Origin of the sequence: Auraticoccus monumenti (genome assembly GCF_900101785.1) — a bacterium.
GTDB classification, from domain to species: Bacteria; Actinomycetota; Actinomycetes; order Propionibacteriales; family Propionibacteriaceae; genus Auraticoccus; species Auraticoccus monumenti.
On sequence record NZ_LT629688.1, the window covers coordinates 2,352,119 to 2,370,317 of the forward strand.

At 72.1% G+C, this 18,199-nt stretch carries 14 protein-coding genes and 1 pseudogene; 10 read left to right on the forward strand and 5 right to left on the reverse strand.

The features are described from left to right. Positions 1-342 precede the first annotated feature (342 nt). The gene (locus BLT52_RS10870) at positions 343-1,197 is read left to right on the forward strand and encodes a DUF559 domain-containing protein (RefSeq protein WP_090593322.1); all 855 of its coding nucleotides are present in this window, start codon (positions 343-345) and stop codon (positions 1,195-1,197) included. Between the two features lie 311 nt (positions 1,198-1,508). On the opposite strand, the gene BLT52_RS21425 is transcribed toward BLT52_RS10870, so the two are convergent. Continuing rightward, the gene (locus tag BLT52_RS21425; RefSeq protein WP_231946262.1) at positions 1,509-2,432 is read right to left on the reverse strand and encodes a DinB family protein; all 924 of its coding nucleotides are present in this window, start codon (positions 2,430-2,432) and stop codon (positions 1,509-1,511) included. Positions 2,433-2,475: 43 nt separating this feature from the next. Next, entirely contained in the window at positions 2,476-2,958 is a 483-nt protein-coding gene (locus BLT52_RS10880; protein WP_157677074.1) for a hypothetical protein, read from the reverse strand. A 151-nt stretch (positions 2,959-3,109) separates the two neighbouring features. On the opposite strand from BLT52_RS10880, the gene ahcY reads away from it, so the two are divergent. From ahcY to BLT52_RS10895, 3 genes are read left to right on the forward strand one after another with little or no spacing between them, the layout of a single operon-like run. After that, positions 3,110-4,576 (forward strand): adenosylhomocysteinase, encoded by a 1,467-nt coding sequence (ahcY, locus tag BLT52_RS10885; RefSeq protein ID WP_090593327.1) that lies wholly within the window; start codon positions 3,110-3,112, stop codon positions 4,574-4,576. 13 nt (positions 4,577-4,589) lie between these two features. Then, a complete protein-coding gene (locus tag BLT52_RS10890; protein ID WP_090593329.1) occupies positions 4,590-7,139 on the forward strand; it encodes a circularly permuted type 2 ATP-grasp protein in 2,550 nt (849 codons plus the stop codon). Further along, complete coding sequence (locus BLT52_RS10895) at positions 7,136-8,071, forward strand: transglutaminase family protein (RefSeq protein WP_090593332.1); 936 nt, start codon at positions 7,136-7,138, stop codon at positions 8,069-8,071. Before BLT52_RS10890 ends, BLT52_RS10895 begins: the two co-directional genes overlap by 4 nt. A gap of 169 nt (positions 8,072-8,240) precedes the next feature. Here BLT52_RS10895 and BLT52_RS10900 read toward each other — a convergent pair whose 3' ends face one another. Next, positions 8,241-8,945 carry a response regulator transcription factor gene (locus BLT52_RS10900; protein ID WP_090593335.1) on the reverse strand — a complete coding sequence of 235 codons (705 nt, stop codon included), beginning with the start codon at positions 8,943-8,945 and terminating at the stop codon, positions 8,241-8,243. Next, a complete protein-coding gene (locus BLT52_RS10905; protein WP_157677075.1) occupies positions 8,942-10,150 on the reverse strand; it encodes a sensor histidine kinase in 1,209 nt (402 codons plus the stop codon). Before BLT52_RS10905 ends, BLT52_RS10900 begins: the two co-directional genes overlap by 4 nt. 275 nt (positions 10,151-10,425) lie before the next feature. On the opposite strand from BLT52_RS10905, the gene BLT52_RS10910 reads away from it, so the two are divergent. The 6 genes and pseudogenes from BLT52_RS10910 (at position 10,426) to BLT52_RS10935 (ending at position 16,931) form a co-directional block, all read left to right on the forward strand. Further along, a complete protein-coding gene (locus tag BLT52_RS10910; RefSeq protein ID WP_231946263.1) occupies positions 10,426-11,169 on the forward strand; it encodes an ABC transporter ATP-binding protein in 744 nt (247 codons plus the stop codon). Continuing rightward, a complete protein-coding gene (locus tag BLT52_RS10915; protein WP_090593339.1) occupies positions 11,166-12,461 on the forward strand; it encodes an ABC transporter permease in 1,296 nt (431 codons plus the stop codon). Before BLT52_RS10910 ends, BLT52_RS10915 begins: the two co-directional genes overlap by 4 nt. A 643-nt stretch (positions 12,462-13,104) precedes the next feature. Continuing rightward, a pseudogene (locus BLT52_RS10920) lies at positions 13,105-13,785 on the forward strand (ATP-binding cassette domain-containing protein); the annotation flags it as partial. After that, positions 13,782-15,023, forward strand: coding sequence for a hypothetical protein (locus BLT52_RS10925; RefSeq protein WP_090593344.1), 1,242 nt, complete (start codon positions 13,782-13,784; stop codon positions 15,021-15,023). The pseudogene BLT52_RS10920 and the gene BLT52_RS10925, both read left to right, overlap by 4 nt. Then, positions 15,008-15,631 carry a hypothetical protein gene (locus BLT52_RS10930; protein ID WP_090593347.1) on the forward strand — a complete coding sequence of 208 codons (624 nt, stop codon included), beginning with the start codon at positions 15,008-15,010 and terminating at the stop codon, positions 15,629-15,631. Before BLT52_RS10925 ends, BLT52_RS10930 begins: the two co-directional genes overlap by 16 nt. A 289-nt stretch (positions 15,632-15,920) precedes the next feature. Continuing rightward, positions 15,921-16,931: an aldo/keto reductase family protein gene (locus BLT52_RS10935; RefSeq protein WP_090593350.1), complete on the forward strand. Its 1,011-nt coding sequence runs from the start codon at positions 15,921-15,923 to the stop codon at positions 16,929-16,931. 200 nt (positions 16,932-17,131) lie between these two features. Here BLT52_RS10935 and BLT52_RS10940 read toward each other — a convergent pair whose 3' ends face one another. After that, positions 17,132-18,157 (reverse strand): phosphotransferase family protein, encoded by a 1,026-nt coding sequence (locus tag BLT52_RS10940; protein ID WP_197679003.1) that lies wholly within the window; start codon positions 18,155-18,157, stop codon positions 17,132-17,134. Positions 18,158-18,199 lie beyond the last annotated feature (42 nt).

Below are 18,199 nucleotides of genomic sequence, written 5' to 3' on the forward strand. Positions count from 1 at the left end.
GTGAGCTGACGGTTTTCGAGGCTCAGTCGCGTGCCCCAGGCGCGGCCTCCCGTGGTTCGCGGGCCTGAGGCGGCCCGCAGCGGCACTGACCCGCACAATCCGTCGAGGTGTGCCAGCACTGAGACGAGGGTCGTCGGGCGGCCTGCGTTGCTCGGTCCCGGCTGGGTGGAGGCGGAGCCAGCTCACCCGTGACAGATTTTGAGGGTCAGTCAGCCTGGTCGCGCGTCCTCGCCGCGTCGGTCCGGGCAGCCAGCCGTTCACAGCGCCCACGGACCCTCAGAATCTGTGCACAGGTGCCGGCGGGGAGACGCCAGCCAGGCGTTCGCCGCCGACGGTGCAGGCATGAGCCTGAGCCACCTGCTGCACACCGACGGTTTCGTGGTCCTGAGCGAGCACCCCCAGCTGAGGTCCGCCGTCGAGTCCGCCACCCGTCGGGGACGGCTCCACAAGCTGCTGCCGGGGGTGTACGCCCCCGACCCCGACGCGCTGAGCGTGGCCGCGAAGTCGATGGCTGTGTGCGCGTGGGATCCCGAGGCGGTCGTGACGGGGGACGCCGCCCTCCGCCTGTTCCTCCAGCATGGGCGAGCCGGTGCGGCTGTGGACGTCGCCACCCCGGCCAAGCACCGGCCGCAGCGGTGCTACCGGTTCTCCTGCCGCCGCGTGCCACCCGAGCTGGTGGTGCACGGGCGACGCCTGCGCGTGGTGAAGCCCGCTCTGGCCGCCATCGACCTCGCCGTCACCGACGACGGCAGCGCCATCGACCTGGTGCTGCGTCAGCGAGCTGCCACGTTGGCGCAGCTCCGCGCAGCACTGGCGGCGACCCCTCGGCGTCACGGCAACGCCCGCCGTGCGGAGGTGGTCCTGGACTCCCGTGACGCGCCGTGGTCGCCCGCCGAGCGGAGGGCCCACCGGATCCTGCGTGGGGCCGGTGTCGGGGGCTGGCGCGCGAACGTCCCGATCGAGGTGGCTCGCAGGACGTACTACGGCGACATCGTCTTCGCCCGGGAGCGGGTGGTCCTGGAGGTCGACGGCTTCGAGTTCCACTCCACGCGAGAGGCCTTCGAGCTCGACCGACGCCGTCAGAATGACCTGCAGCTGGACGGCTGGCTGGTGCTCCGAGTCACGTGGCTGATGCTGGAGGACGAGCCGGAGGTGGTGCTCGACTGGGTGCGCCGGGCTCTCGCGGCGCGGGCGTGATGACGGAGGCTGCCGGTCAGTGGCTCCTGCCCGGGGTCGGGAGCCGCGTGGCTGCGGGGAGCGCTCGGCGGGCGCTGGTGACTGACTGTCAAGATCCGTCACCGCTCGCGGCGCGGGGTGCGGGGTGCGGACGGATTCTGCCGGGCAGTGTCTCCGGTCCGAAGACGGGAGCCGCGTGGCTCCGCGGAGCGCGCGGCGGTGGCCGGTGACTGACCGTCAGAATCCGCCACCAGGCTCAGCTCGTGCGTGTCCGCGTCGCCGGTCGACCCGGCCGACTCGAGTGGCCGACGGGCCGCCGCCCCGTCCCTCGGTCAGTAGCCGGTGCGGCCGTCGACCGCCTCGCGGAGCAGGTCCATGTGGCCGAGGTGACGCGCGTACTCCTCGATCAGGTGCGTCAGGATCCACCGCAGGTTGACCGGACGGCCACGGCGGCGCCCCAGCGCGGGCGTGGTCAGGTCGCGCCACCCGCCGGCGGCCCGCCGGGTCACCTCGAGCTCGGCGAGGTAGGCCGCCACGTCGGCGACAGCGGTGGCCGCGGTGGCGTCGTCGAAGTCGCCGTCGGGGCTGTCGGGGACGCAGTAGTAGTCCGGCACGTCCTGCTCGTCGAGCAGCACCACCCGCAGCCAGTACGCCTCGACCTCGGTCAGGTGGCGGACGACCCCCAGCAGGCTCATCGACGACGGCGGCGAGGCCCGGCGGGCGAGCTGGTCGGCGTCGAGCCCGGCGATCTTGAGCAGCACCGTCTCGCGGTACAGCTCCACCCAGTGGTCGAGCACGGCGCGCTCGTCGCCGGTCATGGGGCCGTCGTCACGGGTGTCCTGGCGCCCGGCGACGACGGGACCAGAGGCCGTCGTCGCACCGGGCGTGTCCCGGGCCCGGCGCCGGAGCACGCCCAGGAGGCGCGGAGACAGCAGGACGTCGTGGGGCAGCACGCTGAGCGCGGCAGCGTCGACCTCGACGCCCTGCCGCCGGGCCGTCGCGGCCAGCTCGGCCCAGTGGTCGGCGGCCATGCTCTCGGGCGTGTGCTCCCCGAACGCCTCGTCCGGGCCCACGCACACCCGTGCGGTCTCCTGCACCGCCGCCACCGTGACGTGGGCCCAGGGACCCCCGGCCCAGCCACGGTCGTCCAGCAGCAGCACCCGGTAGCCGGTGTCGAGCACCAGCTCGTGCCGCAGCGACACCGCCGCGTCCGGCTCCTCACCTGCGAGCTCTGCCTGGGTCACCAACCTGCTCACCTGCGACTCCTCCCGGTCCGACGTCGAGGAGGAGTCTGCCCGCTCAGCTGCCCGCCCACTCGCAGATGGCCGCTTCCGCCAGGACCGCGGCCTGGTCGGTGCTGGACTCGGCCGCGGACAGGTTCTCCGCCAGGGCGCGCACGGTGGTGTGGTAGCCGATGGGTGTGCTGCTCTGCTGGACGGCGTAGGACACGGCGTCCTCGAAGGTGTGGACGCCGAGCAGGTCCACGGCCTGGCAGCTGACGGCGGTCAGCCACTCGGCGGTGGCCGGGTCCTCGTCGGCGACCGGCAGAACGGGCGCCAGGATCTGGTCGACCTCCTGCTCGACCTGGGACGGGGTCACCGTCACCCGGCCACGGGGAAGCTTCGAGGCGGGCACCTCCCGGGCGACGTCGTCGAGCCTCCCGGCCTGCCGCCCGAGGATCCGGACCGCGTCGTCGCCCACCGCGCAGGCGCTCGCGCCCGTGGCCAGGCTGACGGCGACCGCCACCGCTGCCAGCTGCTGGGCTCTCCCCCGAGGCGCCATGGGGTCCAGTGTCCTCCCCGGTCGGGGAGGCGTCCAGCACGAAGCCGAGCGACCCCGGCGCCGCGCTGCACCGAAGGCGGGCCGGTCACGGCCCGTGCCCACGGTCGCCGCCCGGAGGGGAGTGTCGGGATCCGGCACTAGGCTGACGCCCATGGATTTCCGCGTCGCCGACCTGTCCCTGGCCGATTTCGGCCGCACCGAGATCACCCTCGCCGAGCACGAGATGCCCGGTCTGATGGCGATGCGTGAGCGCTTCGGGGACAGCAAGCCGCTGGCGGGGTCCCGGATCACCGGCTCCCTGCACATGACGGTGCAGACGGCGGTGCTGATCGAGACCCTGACGGCGCTGGGCGCAGAGGTCCGCTGGGCCTCCTGCAACATCTTCTCCACCCAGGACCACGCGGCGGCGGCGATCGTGGTCGGGGACGGCACCCCCGAGGACCCCAAGGGCGTCCCGGTCTTCGCCTGGAAGGGTGAGTCGCTGGAGGAGTACTGGTGGTGCACCGAGCAGGTGCTCACCTGGCCCGAGGGCGAGCAGCCGACGATGATCCTCGACGACGGGGGCGACGCCACCCTGCTGGTGCACAAGGCGGTCGAGGCCCTCAAGACCGGTGAGGTCACCGAGGCCGTCGACACCGACCCCGAGGAGCTGCGGGTCATCCTGGCCCTGGTCAAGGAGAACCTGGCCGCCGGGCGCACCGACTGGCTGGCGATGGCCAACTCCGTGGTCGGGGTCAGCGAGGAGACCACCACCGGCGTGATGCGGCTCTACGAGATGGCGCGGAACGAGACGCTGCTGTTCCCGGCGATCAACGTCAACGACTCGGTCACCAAGAGCAAGTTCGACAACCGCTACGGCGTGCGGCACTCCCTGGTCGACGGGATCAACCGCGCCACCGACGTGCTGATCGGCGGCAAGGTCGCCGTGGTCTGCGGCTACGGCGACGTCGGCAAGGGCTCCGCGGAGTCGCTGCGGGCCCAGGGCGCGCGCGTCGTGGTCACCGAGATCGACCCCATCTGCGCCCTCCAGGCCGCGATGGACGGCTACCAGGTCGCCACCCTGGACGAGGTGGTCGGTCAGGCCGACATCATCATCACCGCCACCGGCAACAAGGACGTCGTCACCGCCGACCACATGGCCCGGATGAAGCACCAGGCCATCGTCGGCAACATCGGCCACTTCGACAACGAGATCGACATGGCCGGCCTGGCCGCCACCCCCGGCGTGGAGCGCACCAACGTCAAGCCCCAGGTCGACCTGTGGCGCTTCCCCGACGGCCACGCCGTGATCGTGCTGAGCGAGGGGCGTCTGCTCAACCTGGGCAACGCCACCGGCCACCCCAGCTTCGTGATGAGCAACTCCTTCACCAACCAGGTGCTGGCCCAGATGGAGCTGTGGGCCCGCGCCCGCGGCGCCGAGCTGCCCTGGCCCTCGCCGGCGGCCGACGGCGGCTACCCCCTCGGCGTGCACGTGCTGCCCAAGCACCTGGACGAGGAGGTGGCCCGGCTGCACCTGGAGGCCCTCGGCGTCAGCCTGACGACGCTGAGCCAGGACCAGGCCGACTACCTCGGCATCTCCGTGCAGGGCCCCTACAAGTCCGAGCACTACCGGTACTGACGCCGGGCACCCGATGACGCAGCTGGACTACCAGCCCCTGGCGGGGACCTACGACGAGGTCCACGCCCCCGACGGCACCATCCGCCCGGGCTGGGACGTCCTGACCGACGGCGAGGGGTCGTCCGAGCTCGCCCGTCCCGGGCAGGTGCGCCAGGTCCTGGACCGGCTGCTCGCCGACGACGGGGTGACCTACCGGCCGACGCGCGCCCCCCGGCTGATCGACACCGAGGAGGACGCCCCGCAGCCGGTGGCCGACGCGGTGGCCTGGCAGCTGGACCCGGTGCCGATGGTGCTGGACCAGCGCGAGTGGGTGGGGCTGGAGGCCGGGCTCACCCAGCGCGCGGAGCTGCTGGACGCCGTCCTGGACGACGTCTACGGCGACCAGCGGCTGCTGGCCGAGGGGGTGCTGCCGCCGGAGGTGGTCTTCGCCCACCAGGAGTACCTGCGCACCCTGGTCGGCACGGGAGCCGAGACGCACCGGCTGTTCCTGCTGGCCACCGACGTGGGCCGGGCCGCCGACGGCACCTGGACGGTCCTCGGCGACCGCACCGAGGCGCCGTCGGGGGCCGGCTACGCGATGCAGAACCGGCGGTCCCTGTCCCGCGCGCTGCCCGGGCTGTACCACCACAGCGGGCTGCGACGGCTGACCCCCTTCTTCCACCAGCTGCGGATCGCCCTGGTCGAGGCCGCGCCCACCACCGTCGAGGACCCGCGGGTGGTCGTGCTCAGCCCGGGCGCCCACGCCGAGTCCGCCTTCGACCAGGCCAGCCTGGCCTCCCAGCTGGGGTTCCCGCTGGTGCAGGGCAACGACCTGGTGGTCGCCGACGGGCGCGTCTGGTTGCGGACGATGGAGCGGCTGGAGCCCGTCGACGTGGTCTTCCGGCACGTCGGCGCCCGCTGGAGCGACCCGCTGGAGCTGGCGACCGGGTCCCGGCTGGGGGCGGCCGGGCTGACCGAGGTGGTGCGCCAGCAGCACGTCAGCGTGGTCAACAGCCTGGGCTCGGGCGTGCTGGAGAACCCCGGCCTGATGCCCTTCCTGGCCGAGGCCTGCCACCTGCTGCTGGCCGAGCCGTTGCGCCTGCCCGGGGTGGAGACGGTGTGGGGCGGCACCGAGCAGGGACGCCGCCGGCTGCTCCAGGGGCTCGACCAGCTGCTGGTCCGCCCGATCAGCCCCGGCGCCGGACGCGGGGTGGTCGGCGCGCGGCTGAGCGCCGCCGAGCGGGACGAGCTGCGTCGCCGGGTGGAGGCCCGTCCGCACCAGTTCGTCGGGCAGCAGGTGCTCGACCTGTCCAGCGTCCCGACCGCCACCGCCGACGGGCTGGAGGCTCGGCCGGTCGCGGTGCGGATGTTCGCCATCCGCTCCGGCGCCTCCTACGAGGTGATGCCGGGGGGACTGGGCCAGGTCGCCGACGCCGACGGCACCCCGCACGCCCTGGCCGACGCGCCGCTGGCCGGCGGGTTGACCAAGGACGTCTGGGTGGTCTCCGGCGAGGACGGCGGGAACGAGCGCAGCGTCGCCGAGGAGCGCATCTTCCACACCGCCGACGCCGGTGCGGTGGCCATGGTGCCGCGCGCGCTGGACGACCTGTACTGGTTCGGCCGCTACGCCGAGCGGGCCGAGGACCTGCTCCGGCTGGTGCTGGCCACCCGGGCGGTCGCGGTGGAGACCGACCTGGAGCAGCGTCCCGGCGGGGCGGTGCACCAGCTGCTGCGGGCCATCACCCACCTCAGCGCCACCTACCCCGGTTTCGTCGGCGAGGTCGAGGACCCGATGGCCGAGCTCCGCGACATCGTCCTCAACCGGCTCCGCCGCGGCTCGGTGGCCCGCTCGGTCGCCCAGCTCACCCACTCCGGCGAGGGTGTCCGCGACCAGCTCTCCGCCGACGTGTGGATCGTGCTCGGCGGCGTCGAGCGCGCCCTGGCCACCCTGCGGCTGGCCCGCTTCGACTCCGGCGCCCAGCTGGCCGACACCGCCGAGCGGGTGCTGTCGGGCCTGCTGGCCCTGTCCGGCATCACCGCCGAGAACATGGTCCGGGACGCCGGCTGGCAGCTGCTGGAGTGCGGGCGGGGTCTGGAGCGGGCGCTGCAGCTGGTCACCCTGCTCCGCCACACCTGCGTGCGCACGAGCGAGCCCGCCGTCGAGCGGCTGGTCATCGAGACCACCCTGACCGCCGCGGAGAGCGTGGTCACCTTCCGCCGACGCCACGGCGGCCGTCCGCGCGTGGACTCCGTCCTGGCCCTGCTGGTCACCGACGTCACCAACCCGCGCTCGGTCGCCTTCCAGCTGCGGCGGGTCCGCGACGCCCTGGCCACCCTCCCCGGTGGCGGTGCGGGCTCGCGACCGGAGCGGCTGATCGAGGACCTGCTGGAGGTGATGGTCGGGGTCGACCTGGTCGCCGCCTGCGAGGTCGGCCAGGACGGCACCCGTCCCGGGCTGGAGTCCTGGCTCACCGAGCAGCAGCGTCTGCTCAAGGCCCTCGCTCTGGCCGTCAGCGACCAGTACCTGACCAAGCCGCTGACCCCCCAGCCGATGGGTCTGGTCTCCGGTGGGGGTGCCGGGTGAGCGACGGGGAGCGCCACTACGCGATCACCCACGAGACCCGCTACCGCTACGCCGGGGTGGTCGGGCGCTCCTACGGGCTCTTCCACCAGCGTCCCCGCGACCTGCCCTGGCAGCAGGTCCACGAGCACGAGGTGGACGTCGACCCGGTGCCGGGGGAGCGGGCCACCCGCGTCGACCTGTACGGCAACCTGCGCACCTGGTTCCTGATCGACCGCGACCACTCCGAGCTGGTGGTCACCGCCCGCAGCCGCGTCGCGGTCGGCCCCCAGGAGCACGACCCCGCCGCCCTGGCCCTGCCCTGGGAGCAGGCGCGACCGGCCGCCCGTCCCGACGTGGCCGACGCCTGGCGGCAGGTCGACCTGACCCTGGAGTCGCCGCTGGTCGACGTGGACGAGGAGGTCCGCGAGTACGCCCGCCCCTCCTTCGCCCCCGGCCGACCGGTGGGGGAGGTGGTGCTGGACCTGACCACCCGCATCCACGAGGACTTCGAGTACCGCTCAGGCGCCACCACCGTCACCACCCGGGTCCACGACGTGCTGCGGGACCGACGCGGGGTCTGCCAGGACTTCGCCCAGCTGATGCTCGCGTGCCTGCGCAGCCACGGGCTCGCGGGGCGCTACGTCAGCGGCTACCTGGCCACCGTCCCGCCGCCGGGACGTCCGCGGCTGGTCGGTGCCGACGCCTCCCACGCCTGGGTCGGCTGCTGGGTCCCGGGGCCGCCCGGGACGCCGGGGGACCCGCTGACCAGCTGGCTCTACGCCGACCCCACCAACGACCGGCTCTGCGACCAGTCCCACGCCACGGTCGCCTGGGGGCGCGACTACGGCGACGTCGCGCCGCTGCGCGGGGTCATCTTCTCGCGCGGGTCGGGTTCGAGGATGACCGTCTCCGTGGACATGGCCCCCCTCTCCGTGGCCAGCTCCAGCCGGTGACTGCCTGCTCGCAGAGCGCTGGGCGCGGGCTCGGTGATCTGAACCGGTGCGCGCCCATCACGCTCGCCGCCGGGAGCGCCACCAGGTGACGGAGGGCCGACCACCGGCTGGCAACGCTGCTCCCGACTGGGTCGGGCCTGCTCGACCAGCGGGCTCCCACCCCTCGTCGTCAGGCGGGGCGGTCCCGACCTCCTGCTGCCGACCCGTCCACCTGACCGGGGACGAGGAGGCCGGACTCGTAGGCGATGATCACCAGCTGGGCGCGGTCGTGGGCGTAGAGCTTGGTCATCATCCGGTTGACGTGGGTCTTGGCCGTCGACGGGGAGATGTACAGCTGTGCCGCGATCTCCTGGTTGGAGAGCCCTCGCCCGACCAGGACCAGGATCTCGGCCTCGCGTTCGGTGAGGAGCTCGAGCTCGGGCGGGGCGACGAGCGGGTGCGCCGGCGCAGCGGTGACGTAGCGGTCGATCAGGGCCCGGGTGGCCTGGGGTGAGAGGAGTGCACCTCCCGCGTGGACGGTGCGGATGGCGTCCATCAGCGCCGGCGCCTCGGTGCCCTTGCCGACGAACCCGCTGGCACCTGCGCGCAGCGCATGGAGGACGTACTCGTCCTCCTCGAACGTGGTGAGCATGAGGATCCTGGTGTCGACCAGGTCGGGATCGGCGCACAGCACCGCCGTGGCTTCGATGCCGTCCATGGTGGGCATCCGGATGTCCATCAGCACCACATCAGGACGGAGCCGGCGGACCTCGCGGACCGCGTCGCGGCCGTCGACGGCCTCACCGACCACCTCCAAGCCGTCCTCGTGGGAGACCAGCTCGGCCACCGCCCGTCGGATCAACGCCTGGTCATCAGCCAGCAGCACCCGGATCACGTGGGTCTCCTCCCGTCCGCGGGCAGGCGTCTGGGCAGCAGCGCCGTCAGCCGGTGCACCGGCCCGGGGCCGAAGTCGGTGCGCAGCTCACCGCCCACGGCGTGAGCCCGTTCCCTGGCCCCGGTGAGACCGTGACCGCCGCCCGAGGCGCGTCGGGCGCGGGCGGGCAGGACGGGCACGGTGTTGGTCACGTTGATCTCGACCCCCTGGGGGCTGTACTCGATCTGCAGCAGCGCGGAGGCGTCGGAGCCGTGCTTGTGGGCGTTGGTGAGTCCTTCCTGCACGATCCGGTAGGCGGCGGCGTCCGCGGCCGGGTCCAGGTCGACCTGGGTGCCCAGGACCCGTTGGTCCACCCGCAGCCCGCTGCGCTCGAAGTCGGTGACGAGCCGGGGCAGCTGTCCGAGCCCGGGCACGGGCCGGGTACCCAGCTGGTCGGGGGAGGGGTCGGAGGTGCGCAGCACCTGCAGCAGGCTGCCGATCTCGGTGAGCACCGTGCGGGCCGCGTCACGGATGGTCAGCAGCGACTGCTCGGCGTCGTCGGGTCGGCTGCGCAGCGCCTGCGAGGCGACGCTGGCCTGCAGGTTGATGACGGCGATCTGGTGGGCCACGACGTCGTGCAGGTCCCGGGCGATCGTCAGCCGCTCCTCGGCCACCTGCCGGCGGGCTTCGGCGTCGCGACCCTCCTCGGCCCGTCGGGCCCGCTCGATGATCGCCGCGACGTAGGCCTCCCGGGACCGGGCGGCGTCACCGGCGGCCGCGGCGAACCCGACGAGCCCGGTGACCTGCACCACCGTGCGCACCAGCTCCCAGCCCTGCCCCAGGTAGGCCGCGCTGGCGGCCACCGTCACCACGACGGTGAGGAGGGCGAGCAGCATCGTGGTGCGGCGGTCGGTGCGCCGCGCCATCGAGAAGACGACCACCAGCAGGCCGAGCAGCGGGGGGAACAGCACCCCGACGGTGAGCAGCGAGCCGGCCACCACGGCGAGGACCACCAGCACCGCCGCTCGCGGCCGGTGGCGGCGCAGGACCACGGCCACCGTCGACAGCAGCACCCAGCCGGCGGCGGTCAGGCTGTGCAGCACCGACGGCCCCATCGGGGTGGCGACCAGCCCCGGCGGCAGGAGGAGGACCGCGGGCAGCAGGTCCCGCAACCAGGGCGGGAGGTGGCGTTCGGGTGCGGGCGGGGGCGCGGTGTCCTCGTCCACGCAACCTCCCCGGTCCTCGTCAGCGTGAGCAGCAGCCTCCAGCCTCGCAGACGGTCCCGGCACCGGCATCCCGCCGACGGTGCACCCGGCGTACCGCGGGCGTGGTAGCGGTGGGTGCCCCGACGTGCAGCGGAGCAGGCCCCGCTACGCCGCCTGCAGCAGTCGGCGATGCCACCGCCGGGGGACGACCCGTCGGCCCGCGCGGCGAAGGATGGAGACATCCGCAGGCAGCGCCGCCACACGGACGCCGACCACCGCACCACAGGAGAGCTGCTGTGCCCGTTCCCATCTTGTCCGCCCGCTACGTCCACAAGAGCTACGGCCGTGGCCGGAGCCGCTTCGACGCCCTCCGCGGCGTGTCCCTCGACATCGCCGACGGCGAGTCCGTCGCCATCGTGGGCCGCAGCGGCTCGGGCAAGTCGACCCTGATGCACCTGCTGGCCCTGCTCGACGAGCCGACCGACGGCGCCATCGAGCTGAGCGGGCGCAACGCCGCCACGCTCAAGCCGGCGGTGCTCAACATGACCCGCAACGCCACCTTCGGGTTCGTCTTCCAGCAGTTCTTCCTCACCTCCGGGCTGACGGTGCTGGAGAACGTCGCGCTGCCGCTGAAGATCGCCGGCCGGCCGGCGGCAGAACGCCGGCGCCGCAGCCTGGAGACCCTCGAGCAGCTGGAGATGGTCGACAAGGCCCACAGCCGGGCCAACGACCTCTCCGGCGGGCAGAAGCAGCGGGTGGTCATCGCGCGGGCCCTGGTCAACAACCCGCGCGTCATTTTCGCCGACGAGCCGACCGGCAACCTCGACGGCACGACCGGCGCCGTGGTGGAGGACATCCTGCTGGACCTCAACCGTCGAGCCGGTATCACCCTGGTCGTGGTCACCCACGACGAGGCGCTCGCCGCCCGCACCGACAGGCAGGTGTACCTGCGCGAGGGCCGCCTGGTCGACCCCGACGGCCAGGACCTGGACGCCCTCTCCGCGCGGACCACCTCCTACCGGCGGGAGATCGCCGCATGAACACCGCAACCCTGGTCGCCACCGCCGTGGCCAACAGCCTGCGCAGCGCCAGCCGTACCGCGCTGACCAGCGCGGCGATCGTCATCGGCGCGTTCACCCTGACCCTGACCACCGGCGTCGGGGCCGGGATCAACTCCTACATCGACACCACCGTCGACGCCTTCGGCGCCGAGGACGTCCTCACCGTCACCCACAGCCCCGAGGGCGGGGACGGGCCGCAGCGCTACGACGCAGAGACCACCCTCACCACGAACGAGGCCGCCGGACCCCCTGGCAGCAGCAACACCGTCGAGGCGGTCACCGAGGACGACCTGCGCGAGCTCCGCGACGTCGAGGGCGTCCTCACCGCCGAACCCACCCTCGCCCTCAGCGCCGACTACATCAGCCACGACGACGGCCGGCCCTACCTGCTCCAGGTCACCGGTCTGACCACCGGCACGACCCTGCAGCTGCTCGCCGGCGAGCAGCTGGACAACGACAGCAGCACCCGCCAGGTCGCGCTCCCCGAGAGCTACCTCGACCCCCTCGACCTCGACGACGCCGAGGCCGCGATCGACGAGGAGGTCACCGTCGCCGTCACCGACGCCGACGGGGAGCAGACCACCCTCACCGCCACCATCACCGCAGTCACCGAGCCCGGCCTGGGCGGCACCGAGGCCGCGACCGCGAACACCGCGCTGGCCGAGGCCCTCTACGACCGGCAGAGCGTCGGCGTGAGCGACGAGGAGAAGGAGAGCTACCCCTCCGCGACCGTCACCTTCGACACCGCGAGCACGGAGACAGAGGTCATCGACCTCAAGGACCAGCTGGCCGACCTGGGCTACGACGCCCAGACCGTGGACGACCAGATCGGGGACTTCACGACCGTCATCGACACCGTCGTCCTGATCCTCAACGGGTTCGCCGTGATCGCTCTGCTCGCCGCCGGCCTGGGCATCGTCAACACCCTGCTGATGTCGGTGCAGGAACGCACCCGCGAGATCGGCCTGATGAAGGCGATGGGTCTGGGCAGCGGCCGAATCTTCTCCCTGTTCAGCATCGAGGCGGCCTTCATCGGCCTGATCGGTAGCGTCGTCGGCGTCGGTCTGGCCGTCGTGGTCGGCACCATCGCCAACGTCGTGCTGACCGGCGGTGCACTGGCCGACCTCCCGGGGCTGACCCTGCTCGTCTTCAGCCCGGCCTCGATCGGCGGGATCATCCTGCTGATCCTGGCCATCGCCCTCGCCGCTGGCGCGATCCCGGCCCTTCGAGCAGCCCGCCAGGACCCGATCGAGTCCCTGCGCTACGAGTGAGCGGATCGGCGACCGGGGACGGCGCCGATCTCGCACCCGCGACAGCGCGCACCCAGGCATCGGTCATGCGGACCGATGCCCGGGGGCGGCTGTCCGTGCCACGAGTCTCAGGGTGTGGGGTGCCGTCGTGTCAGGGGGATGGCTCAGTGGACAGAGGTCGGGACCCCGGACGCCGATCGCCTTGATCTGCGACGGGAGGACAGTCGTCCGCCAACGACCCCTGTGCTGCCGGGCCCTCTCCCCGGCACGCGGGAAGGCACCCCGACCGACGGTGTGAGTGAGCAGGTCTGCAGGTGCAGAAGGGGCTTGCCTCGGCAGCAGGCGGGCCAGCAGGGAGTCTTGACAAGAAGTGCCAGCTGGTGTGCGGTGGCGTGGAACAGCCCCGCTCATCTTGGAGAAGCAATGGAGCTTTCCACCCGGGCCGCCTCGGCGATCGTCTTCTCGGCAACGCTCGCCCTCACTACGCGAGCACGAGTGTCAGCAGCTACGGATTCACCGGTGGTGCTTCCCGACGACGGCCTACGACACCGGCACCTCGTATGCACGTAGCCAGCCGACTGCCACGGCTCGGGAGCGGACGCTGACAGTCACGGCGTCACCCCTCATGATCACGGGCCGAGGGCTGACGGTCTGGTACCGGCGGCGACTGGCGTTGGACTCCGTGGACGTGCGGGCTGGCAGCGGGTTGCACGTGCTGCTCGGTCCCAACGGAGCGGGCAAGAGCACGTTGCTCCGGGTCCTCGCGGGCCAGCTCCGCTCGGAGGGAACAGTGCGCATCGAAGGGCCGGCCAGCGACCGGCGCAAGGCGGCCGGAACGGGCCTGATGCCGCAGGAACCTGTCCTACCGTTGCACCTCCGGCTGCTGGACTACGTCACCTACGCCGCGTGGTTGCAGGGGCTGGGCTGGCGCGAAGCAACCGCCGCGGCGGTCGCCGCGTGCTCCCAGGTCGGGCTGCGGGATCGGACTGGGGACAAGCTCAGCTCGTTGTCGGGCGGGATGCGACGACGCGCCACGTTCGCTGCGGCCGTCGCCCACCGGCCGGCGGTGCTGTTGCTCGATGAGCCGATGAGCGGTCTCGACCCCGGCCAGCAGGCGTCGCTGCGCTCACTGGTCACGTCGTACGCCGCGGAGCACTGCGTGATCCTCAGCACCCATCTGCTCCAGGACGTCGAGACGCTGGAGGCCGATGTGCATGTCCTGCACGAGGGCAGACTGACCTTCAGCGGCGGACCCTCGCAGTTCCTGGAACTCGGTGAGGGTTCAGCAGAGAGCGCCTACTTCGCTGCGCTGCAACGGCCACCGCGGGAGAGCGGAAGCCGGTGAGGCGCTCGCTGGCCTGGCTGCTGCTCTCCACGTCGGCGGCGCGGTTCCTGGTGCCACTGGGGTTGGTGCTGGCAGCGGTCGCGGGCTCCAACGCCGGCTGGGTGGGCACCAGCTGGGACGACAGCGCGCTACGCGCAGGGAACGCCGCCGGCTACGTGGCCTTCGCAGTCTGCGCAGCGGCTGCGGTCGACAGCCATCGCTTCCGGACCCAGCACCCGACGTCGGGGACAGCACGCCGAAGGAGCCTGGCGGCTCTGCTGTCGATGGTGCTGACAGCCGTCCTGGGTTGGTGCTGCGTGGCGGTGCTGGTCGGGTGCTCGATGACCATCACGGGTCAGGTGATGGCGCCGAGGCCGTGGACCTACCTGCTGCTGGTGGTCCCGGCGGGATGGGTGCTGCAGGCGGCGACGGTCGGCTGGTTGCTGGGTCGGCTCCTGCACTTCGCGGTCGCGGTGCCGGTCAGTGTGCTGCTGCTGTGGGTGGGCAACGCCACGCTGGCCCACCAGTCGGAGCGAACCGCCATGTTCAGCCCGATCGGCGGTGGAGTCTTCACCCCGAGCCTCGTCCCGGAGGTCAGCTTCGTGGGGATGCAGGTCCTCTCGACCCTGGTCAGCGCGGTCGTGGCCTGGTCGTTGGTGCACCTGCTGACCTCGAGACGCCGGGCCAGCCGTGCGGTGGCGGGCGCCACGGCGGCGCTCGCAGCCGTCTGCCTGCTCATCAGCAGCACGGTGGTGTCGGCGGAGACGGTCCCACGGAGCGTGGACGTCCACGACGCCGACGGTCCGAAGGTGTGCTCAGGACCGGGGGCAGGTCGGGTGGCGGTGTGCGTGTGGCCCGACGACGTCGACGCGTTGGACAGCACCGCGGTGGTGGCGAAGGGGATGTGGGAACCTCTGGCCACCAGTGGCGAGGTTCCTCAAGGAGTAGTGGACCACGGGCTGGCTCGTCCGCCGGGGTGGATCGATGCCCGGTTGTGGTACCCAGACCGCCCCAGCCTCGCTGAGGCGATCGCGGTGGCCACGACGGCCTGGGCGTGGTGCGGTGACAGCAGCGCCCGACTCGCGGGGGTGCCGTTCGAGGAGCAGCGGGACCGAGAGACCTGGCTCATGGCGCGCCACGACGAGGCCCTGCTGCCCGTGCTGTCTGACGAGGTGCAGCGGGTCCTCGACCAACCTGCCGCAGAACAGGCCGCCTGGTTTCGTGCCACCCCAGCGGGGCTCGAGTGCCTGCCGCGCTGACTGGCCGTCACCGCTCCCTGATCGAGGTGTACCTGCTCGCGCACCGGGTCGACTGGTTCGCCGCGGTCGCCATCTTCTGGGCTGCGGTCGCGTTGCTCACGGCGCGCCTGCCGATCCCTTACACCAGCTCGGAGCTGACTCCCTACGCCGCGGCGGTGGTGTTCAACCTGTGCCCGCTCTTCGTGGTCCCGAGCTTCAGCGTGTGCCTGGGTGCCACGGCGGTCATGGAGCGCGGTGCGCCACGATCCCTCTGCCCCGCACGAGTGGTGCTGCTGGCCGTCCTGACCTCCATCAGCCTGCTGGCCCTGGGGCTGGCCGCACTGACGAGTCCGGTGGCCGAGGCCGGGCAGGTGCTGGTGGAGAACACCTACCTCGCCCTCGCCCTGACCACCCTCGCCCGTGTCGTGATGGAGGATCGCTTCGCGTGGATCCCTGCCTACGCCGCGGGACTCATCGGGGTCACCGGACCGCAGAACGAGACCGGGCTCCAGGCGCTCAACCCCTTCGACCGCGACGCCAGCCTCCTGGACCTCAGTAGCGCGGTCGTCATGCTGGTGTTCGCGGGCGCGGTGTTCGTGATCAGAGGAGCGAGGACAGCACCCGATTAGCTCCCGCAAACGAGGACGCGAAGCGGCGTGAACCCCGGAGGAGCGCGATGACCAGGTACCGAAGTCCATCAGGCGCCACACATCAGTGGTGCAGTCCTCACTGCGAGCCTGGCCGGGATGGGATGAGCGACCTCGCGCACGTGCTCGACGACTCGCCGGGTCCGCGGCGTCCCTGAACCCGAGCCGATGGCCTGCCATCCCCGAAAGGACACCTGGTGTGGGCGGGCGGCCGCTCACCGACTGGGGACCACCTGGAGGAGCGACGGCGGGGCCCGTCTAGGTTGACCCCATGGAATTCCGCTACCTCGGCAACTCCGGCCTCAAGATCTCGGAGATCACCTACGGCAACTGGCTGACCCACGGCTCGCAGGTGGAGAACGAGCAGGCCCACGCCTGCGTCAAGGCCTCCCTGGAGGCCGGCATCACCACCTTCGACACCGCTGACGTCTACGCCAACACCAAGGCCGAGACGGTCCTCGGCGAGGCGCTGAAGGGCGAGCGTCGGGAGTCGCTGGAGATCTTCACCAAGGTCTTCGGTCCGATCGGCCCCAAGGGTCACAACGACCTGGGGCTGTCCCGCAAGCACATCATGGAGGCCGCCCACGGCTCCTTGTCCCGGCTGCAGACCGACTACATCGACCTCTACCAGGCCCACCGCTACGACTACGAGACCCCGCTCGAGGAGACGATGCAGGCCTTCGCCGACCTCGTCCGGGCGGGCAAGGTGCTCTACGTCGGCGTCTCGGAGTGGACCGCGGACCAGCTGCGCGACGGGGCGGCGCTGGCGAAGGAGCTCGGCTTCCAGCTGATCTCCAACCAGCCGCAGTACTCGATGCTGTGGCGCGTCATCGAGGGCGAGGTCGTGCCGGCGTCGAAGGAGCTCGGGATCTCCCAGGTGGTCTGGTCCCCGATCGCGCAGGGCGTGCTGACGGGCAAGTACGTGCCCGGCCAGGAGCTGCCCGAGGGCTCGCGGGCCACCGACGACAAGGGCGGGGCCAACATGATCGCCCGCTGGATGAAGGACGACGTCCTCGAGCGCGTCCAGCAGCTGAAGCCGATCGCCGACGAGGCCGGGCTGTCGATGGCCGCGCTGGCCATCGCCTGGGTGCTGCAGAACGACAACGTGGCGACGGCGATCATCGGCGCCTCCCGGCCCGAGCAGGTCTTCGACAACGTGGCCGCCGCCGGGGTCACCCTGGAGCCGGCGCTGCTGGCCAAGATCGACGACGTCCTCGGCGACGCCGTGGTGAGCGACCCGGCGAAGACGCTGGAGAGCTCGCCGAAGACGCGCGAGGTCTGACCTGCGCCTCTGCCCAGGATCGTGTGGTGCTCCGGCCACGGGCGTCCTGCCCGTGGCCGGAGGCCGTTCGAGCGCAGGTGCGGCGAGGGTCAGCGACCAACCGCGCCCGCGGCGCGTCGAAGCTCAACGGGCCGTCCTGGTGCATGACGACGTCAGCGTCGAGCTGTGAGCACCGCCAGTGGGACCTCTGCCGGCGACAGCTACCGAAGCGCGATCAGCTCGTCGAGCGTGCGGTGGCCGCGCTCGACCACTTCTCCGACGAGATCATGGCGGTCCTGTCGGATGGGGATCTCGAGCATGTGCAGGACGTGTGACGCTGCGAGCACCGCCGCCCCCTCCCAGCCGAGCAGGTCGAGGATCCGAGCCCACAGCCGCCTTCGGACACCGTCCAGCAGCGGACTCTGGAAGGAGTACCACGCGAGGCTGGTGAGGTCAGTGGCCCGTGTGCCGCTCCCGGCGTTGCCGATGTCCACGACCGCCACGACCGCTCCGTCGCGGACCAGGACGTTGCTGGGGGTCGCGAGATCGGCATGCACCATGTCAGGTGCCTCTCGTGGCGGTGGGACGTCGGCGCACACCAGCCGCAGGCGGTCGACCAGGGCCGACACGGCGGGGGAGTACCCCGGGAGCGCGGCCACGGACCGGCGGAGGTTCGACTGCTCCGGCGTCTGGTCGACGCCCAGTCCGGCGGTGGCGCTTCCCTGACCGGTGGCGACCCGCCAGGCGTAGGACCAGTGGTCGTAGGGCTCGCTGGCCTGTCCGGCCTGGAGCTCGATGATTTCCATCAGCTGCTCGACGAGGGACGGGGTCAGCTCTCGCGCCGGAGCCGCGTCGACGAGGTCCATCAGGTGCCAGACGTGGGTGGCTGTGGCCCCCACTCCGAGCCAGGCCGGGGTGGGATAGCCGCGCCCGCGCATGTGCTCGACCACCCTCCGGGCTCGCAAGGTCTCGTCCAGGTGGTTCGGGTGTGCTCGGGGCAGTGCTTTGAGCACGACGTCCCTCCCTCCGGCCAGCCGGACGCGTACGGCACCGCCGTTGACGCCCCCGGCCAGGCGACCGAGGAGGGTCACCTCTGCTCCGGCCACGCCGGCCACGTCGTCGAGGATCTCGGCCGGCAGCCCTTCCTGATCGGGGCCCTGGTTCATCGGCTCGACGAGTCGCCCATGGCCCGGCGACTGTGCGTCATCGCTCACACGTCGATTCTCCACGTTCCCGACGAGATCCACGTCCGGTCGGCGTGAGGACGGATCTTGTCCGGGTCGGCAGAC

What these genes read in the sequence shown, in the direction of transcription:
- BLT52_RS10870 (WP_090593322.1), top strand. Translation starts at nt 343, where the DNA reads ATGAGCCTGAGCCACCTGCTGCACACCGACGGTTTCGTGGTCCTGAGC.
- BLT52_RS10880 (WP_157677074.1), bottom strand. Translation starts at nt 2,958, where the DNA reads ATGGCGCCTCGGGGGAGAGCCCAGCAGCTGGCAGCGGTGGCGGTCGCC.
- ahcY (WP_090593327.1), top strand. Translation starts at nt 3,110, where the DNA reads ATGGATTTCCGCGTCGCCGACCTGTCCCTGGCCGATTTCGGCCGCACC.
- BLT52_RS10890 (WP_090593329.1), top strand. Translation starts at nt 4,590, where the DNA reads ATGACGCAGCTGGACTACCAGCCCCTGGCGGGGACCTACGACGAGGTC.
- BLT52_RS10915 (WP_090593339.1), top strand. Translation starts at nt 11,166, where the DNA reads ATGAACACCGCAACCCTGGTCGCCACCGCCGTGGCCAACAGCCTGCGC.
- BLT52_RS10935 (WP_090593350.1), top strand. Translation starts at nt 15,921, where the DNA reads ATGGAATTCCGCTACCTCGGCAACTCCGGCCTCAAGATCTCGGAGATC.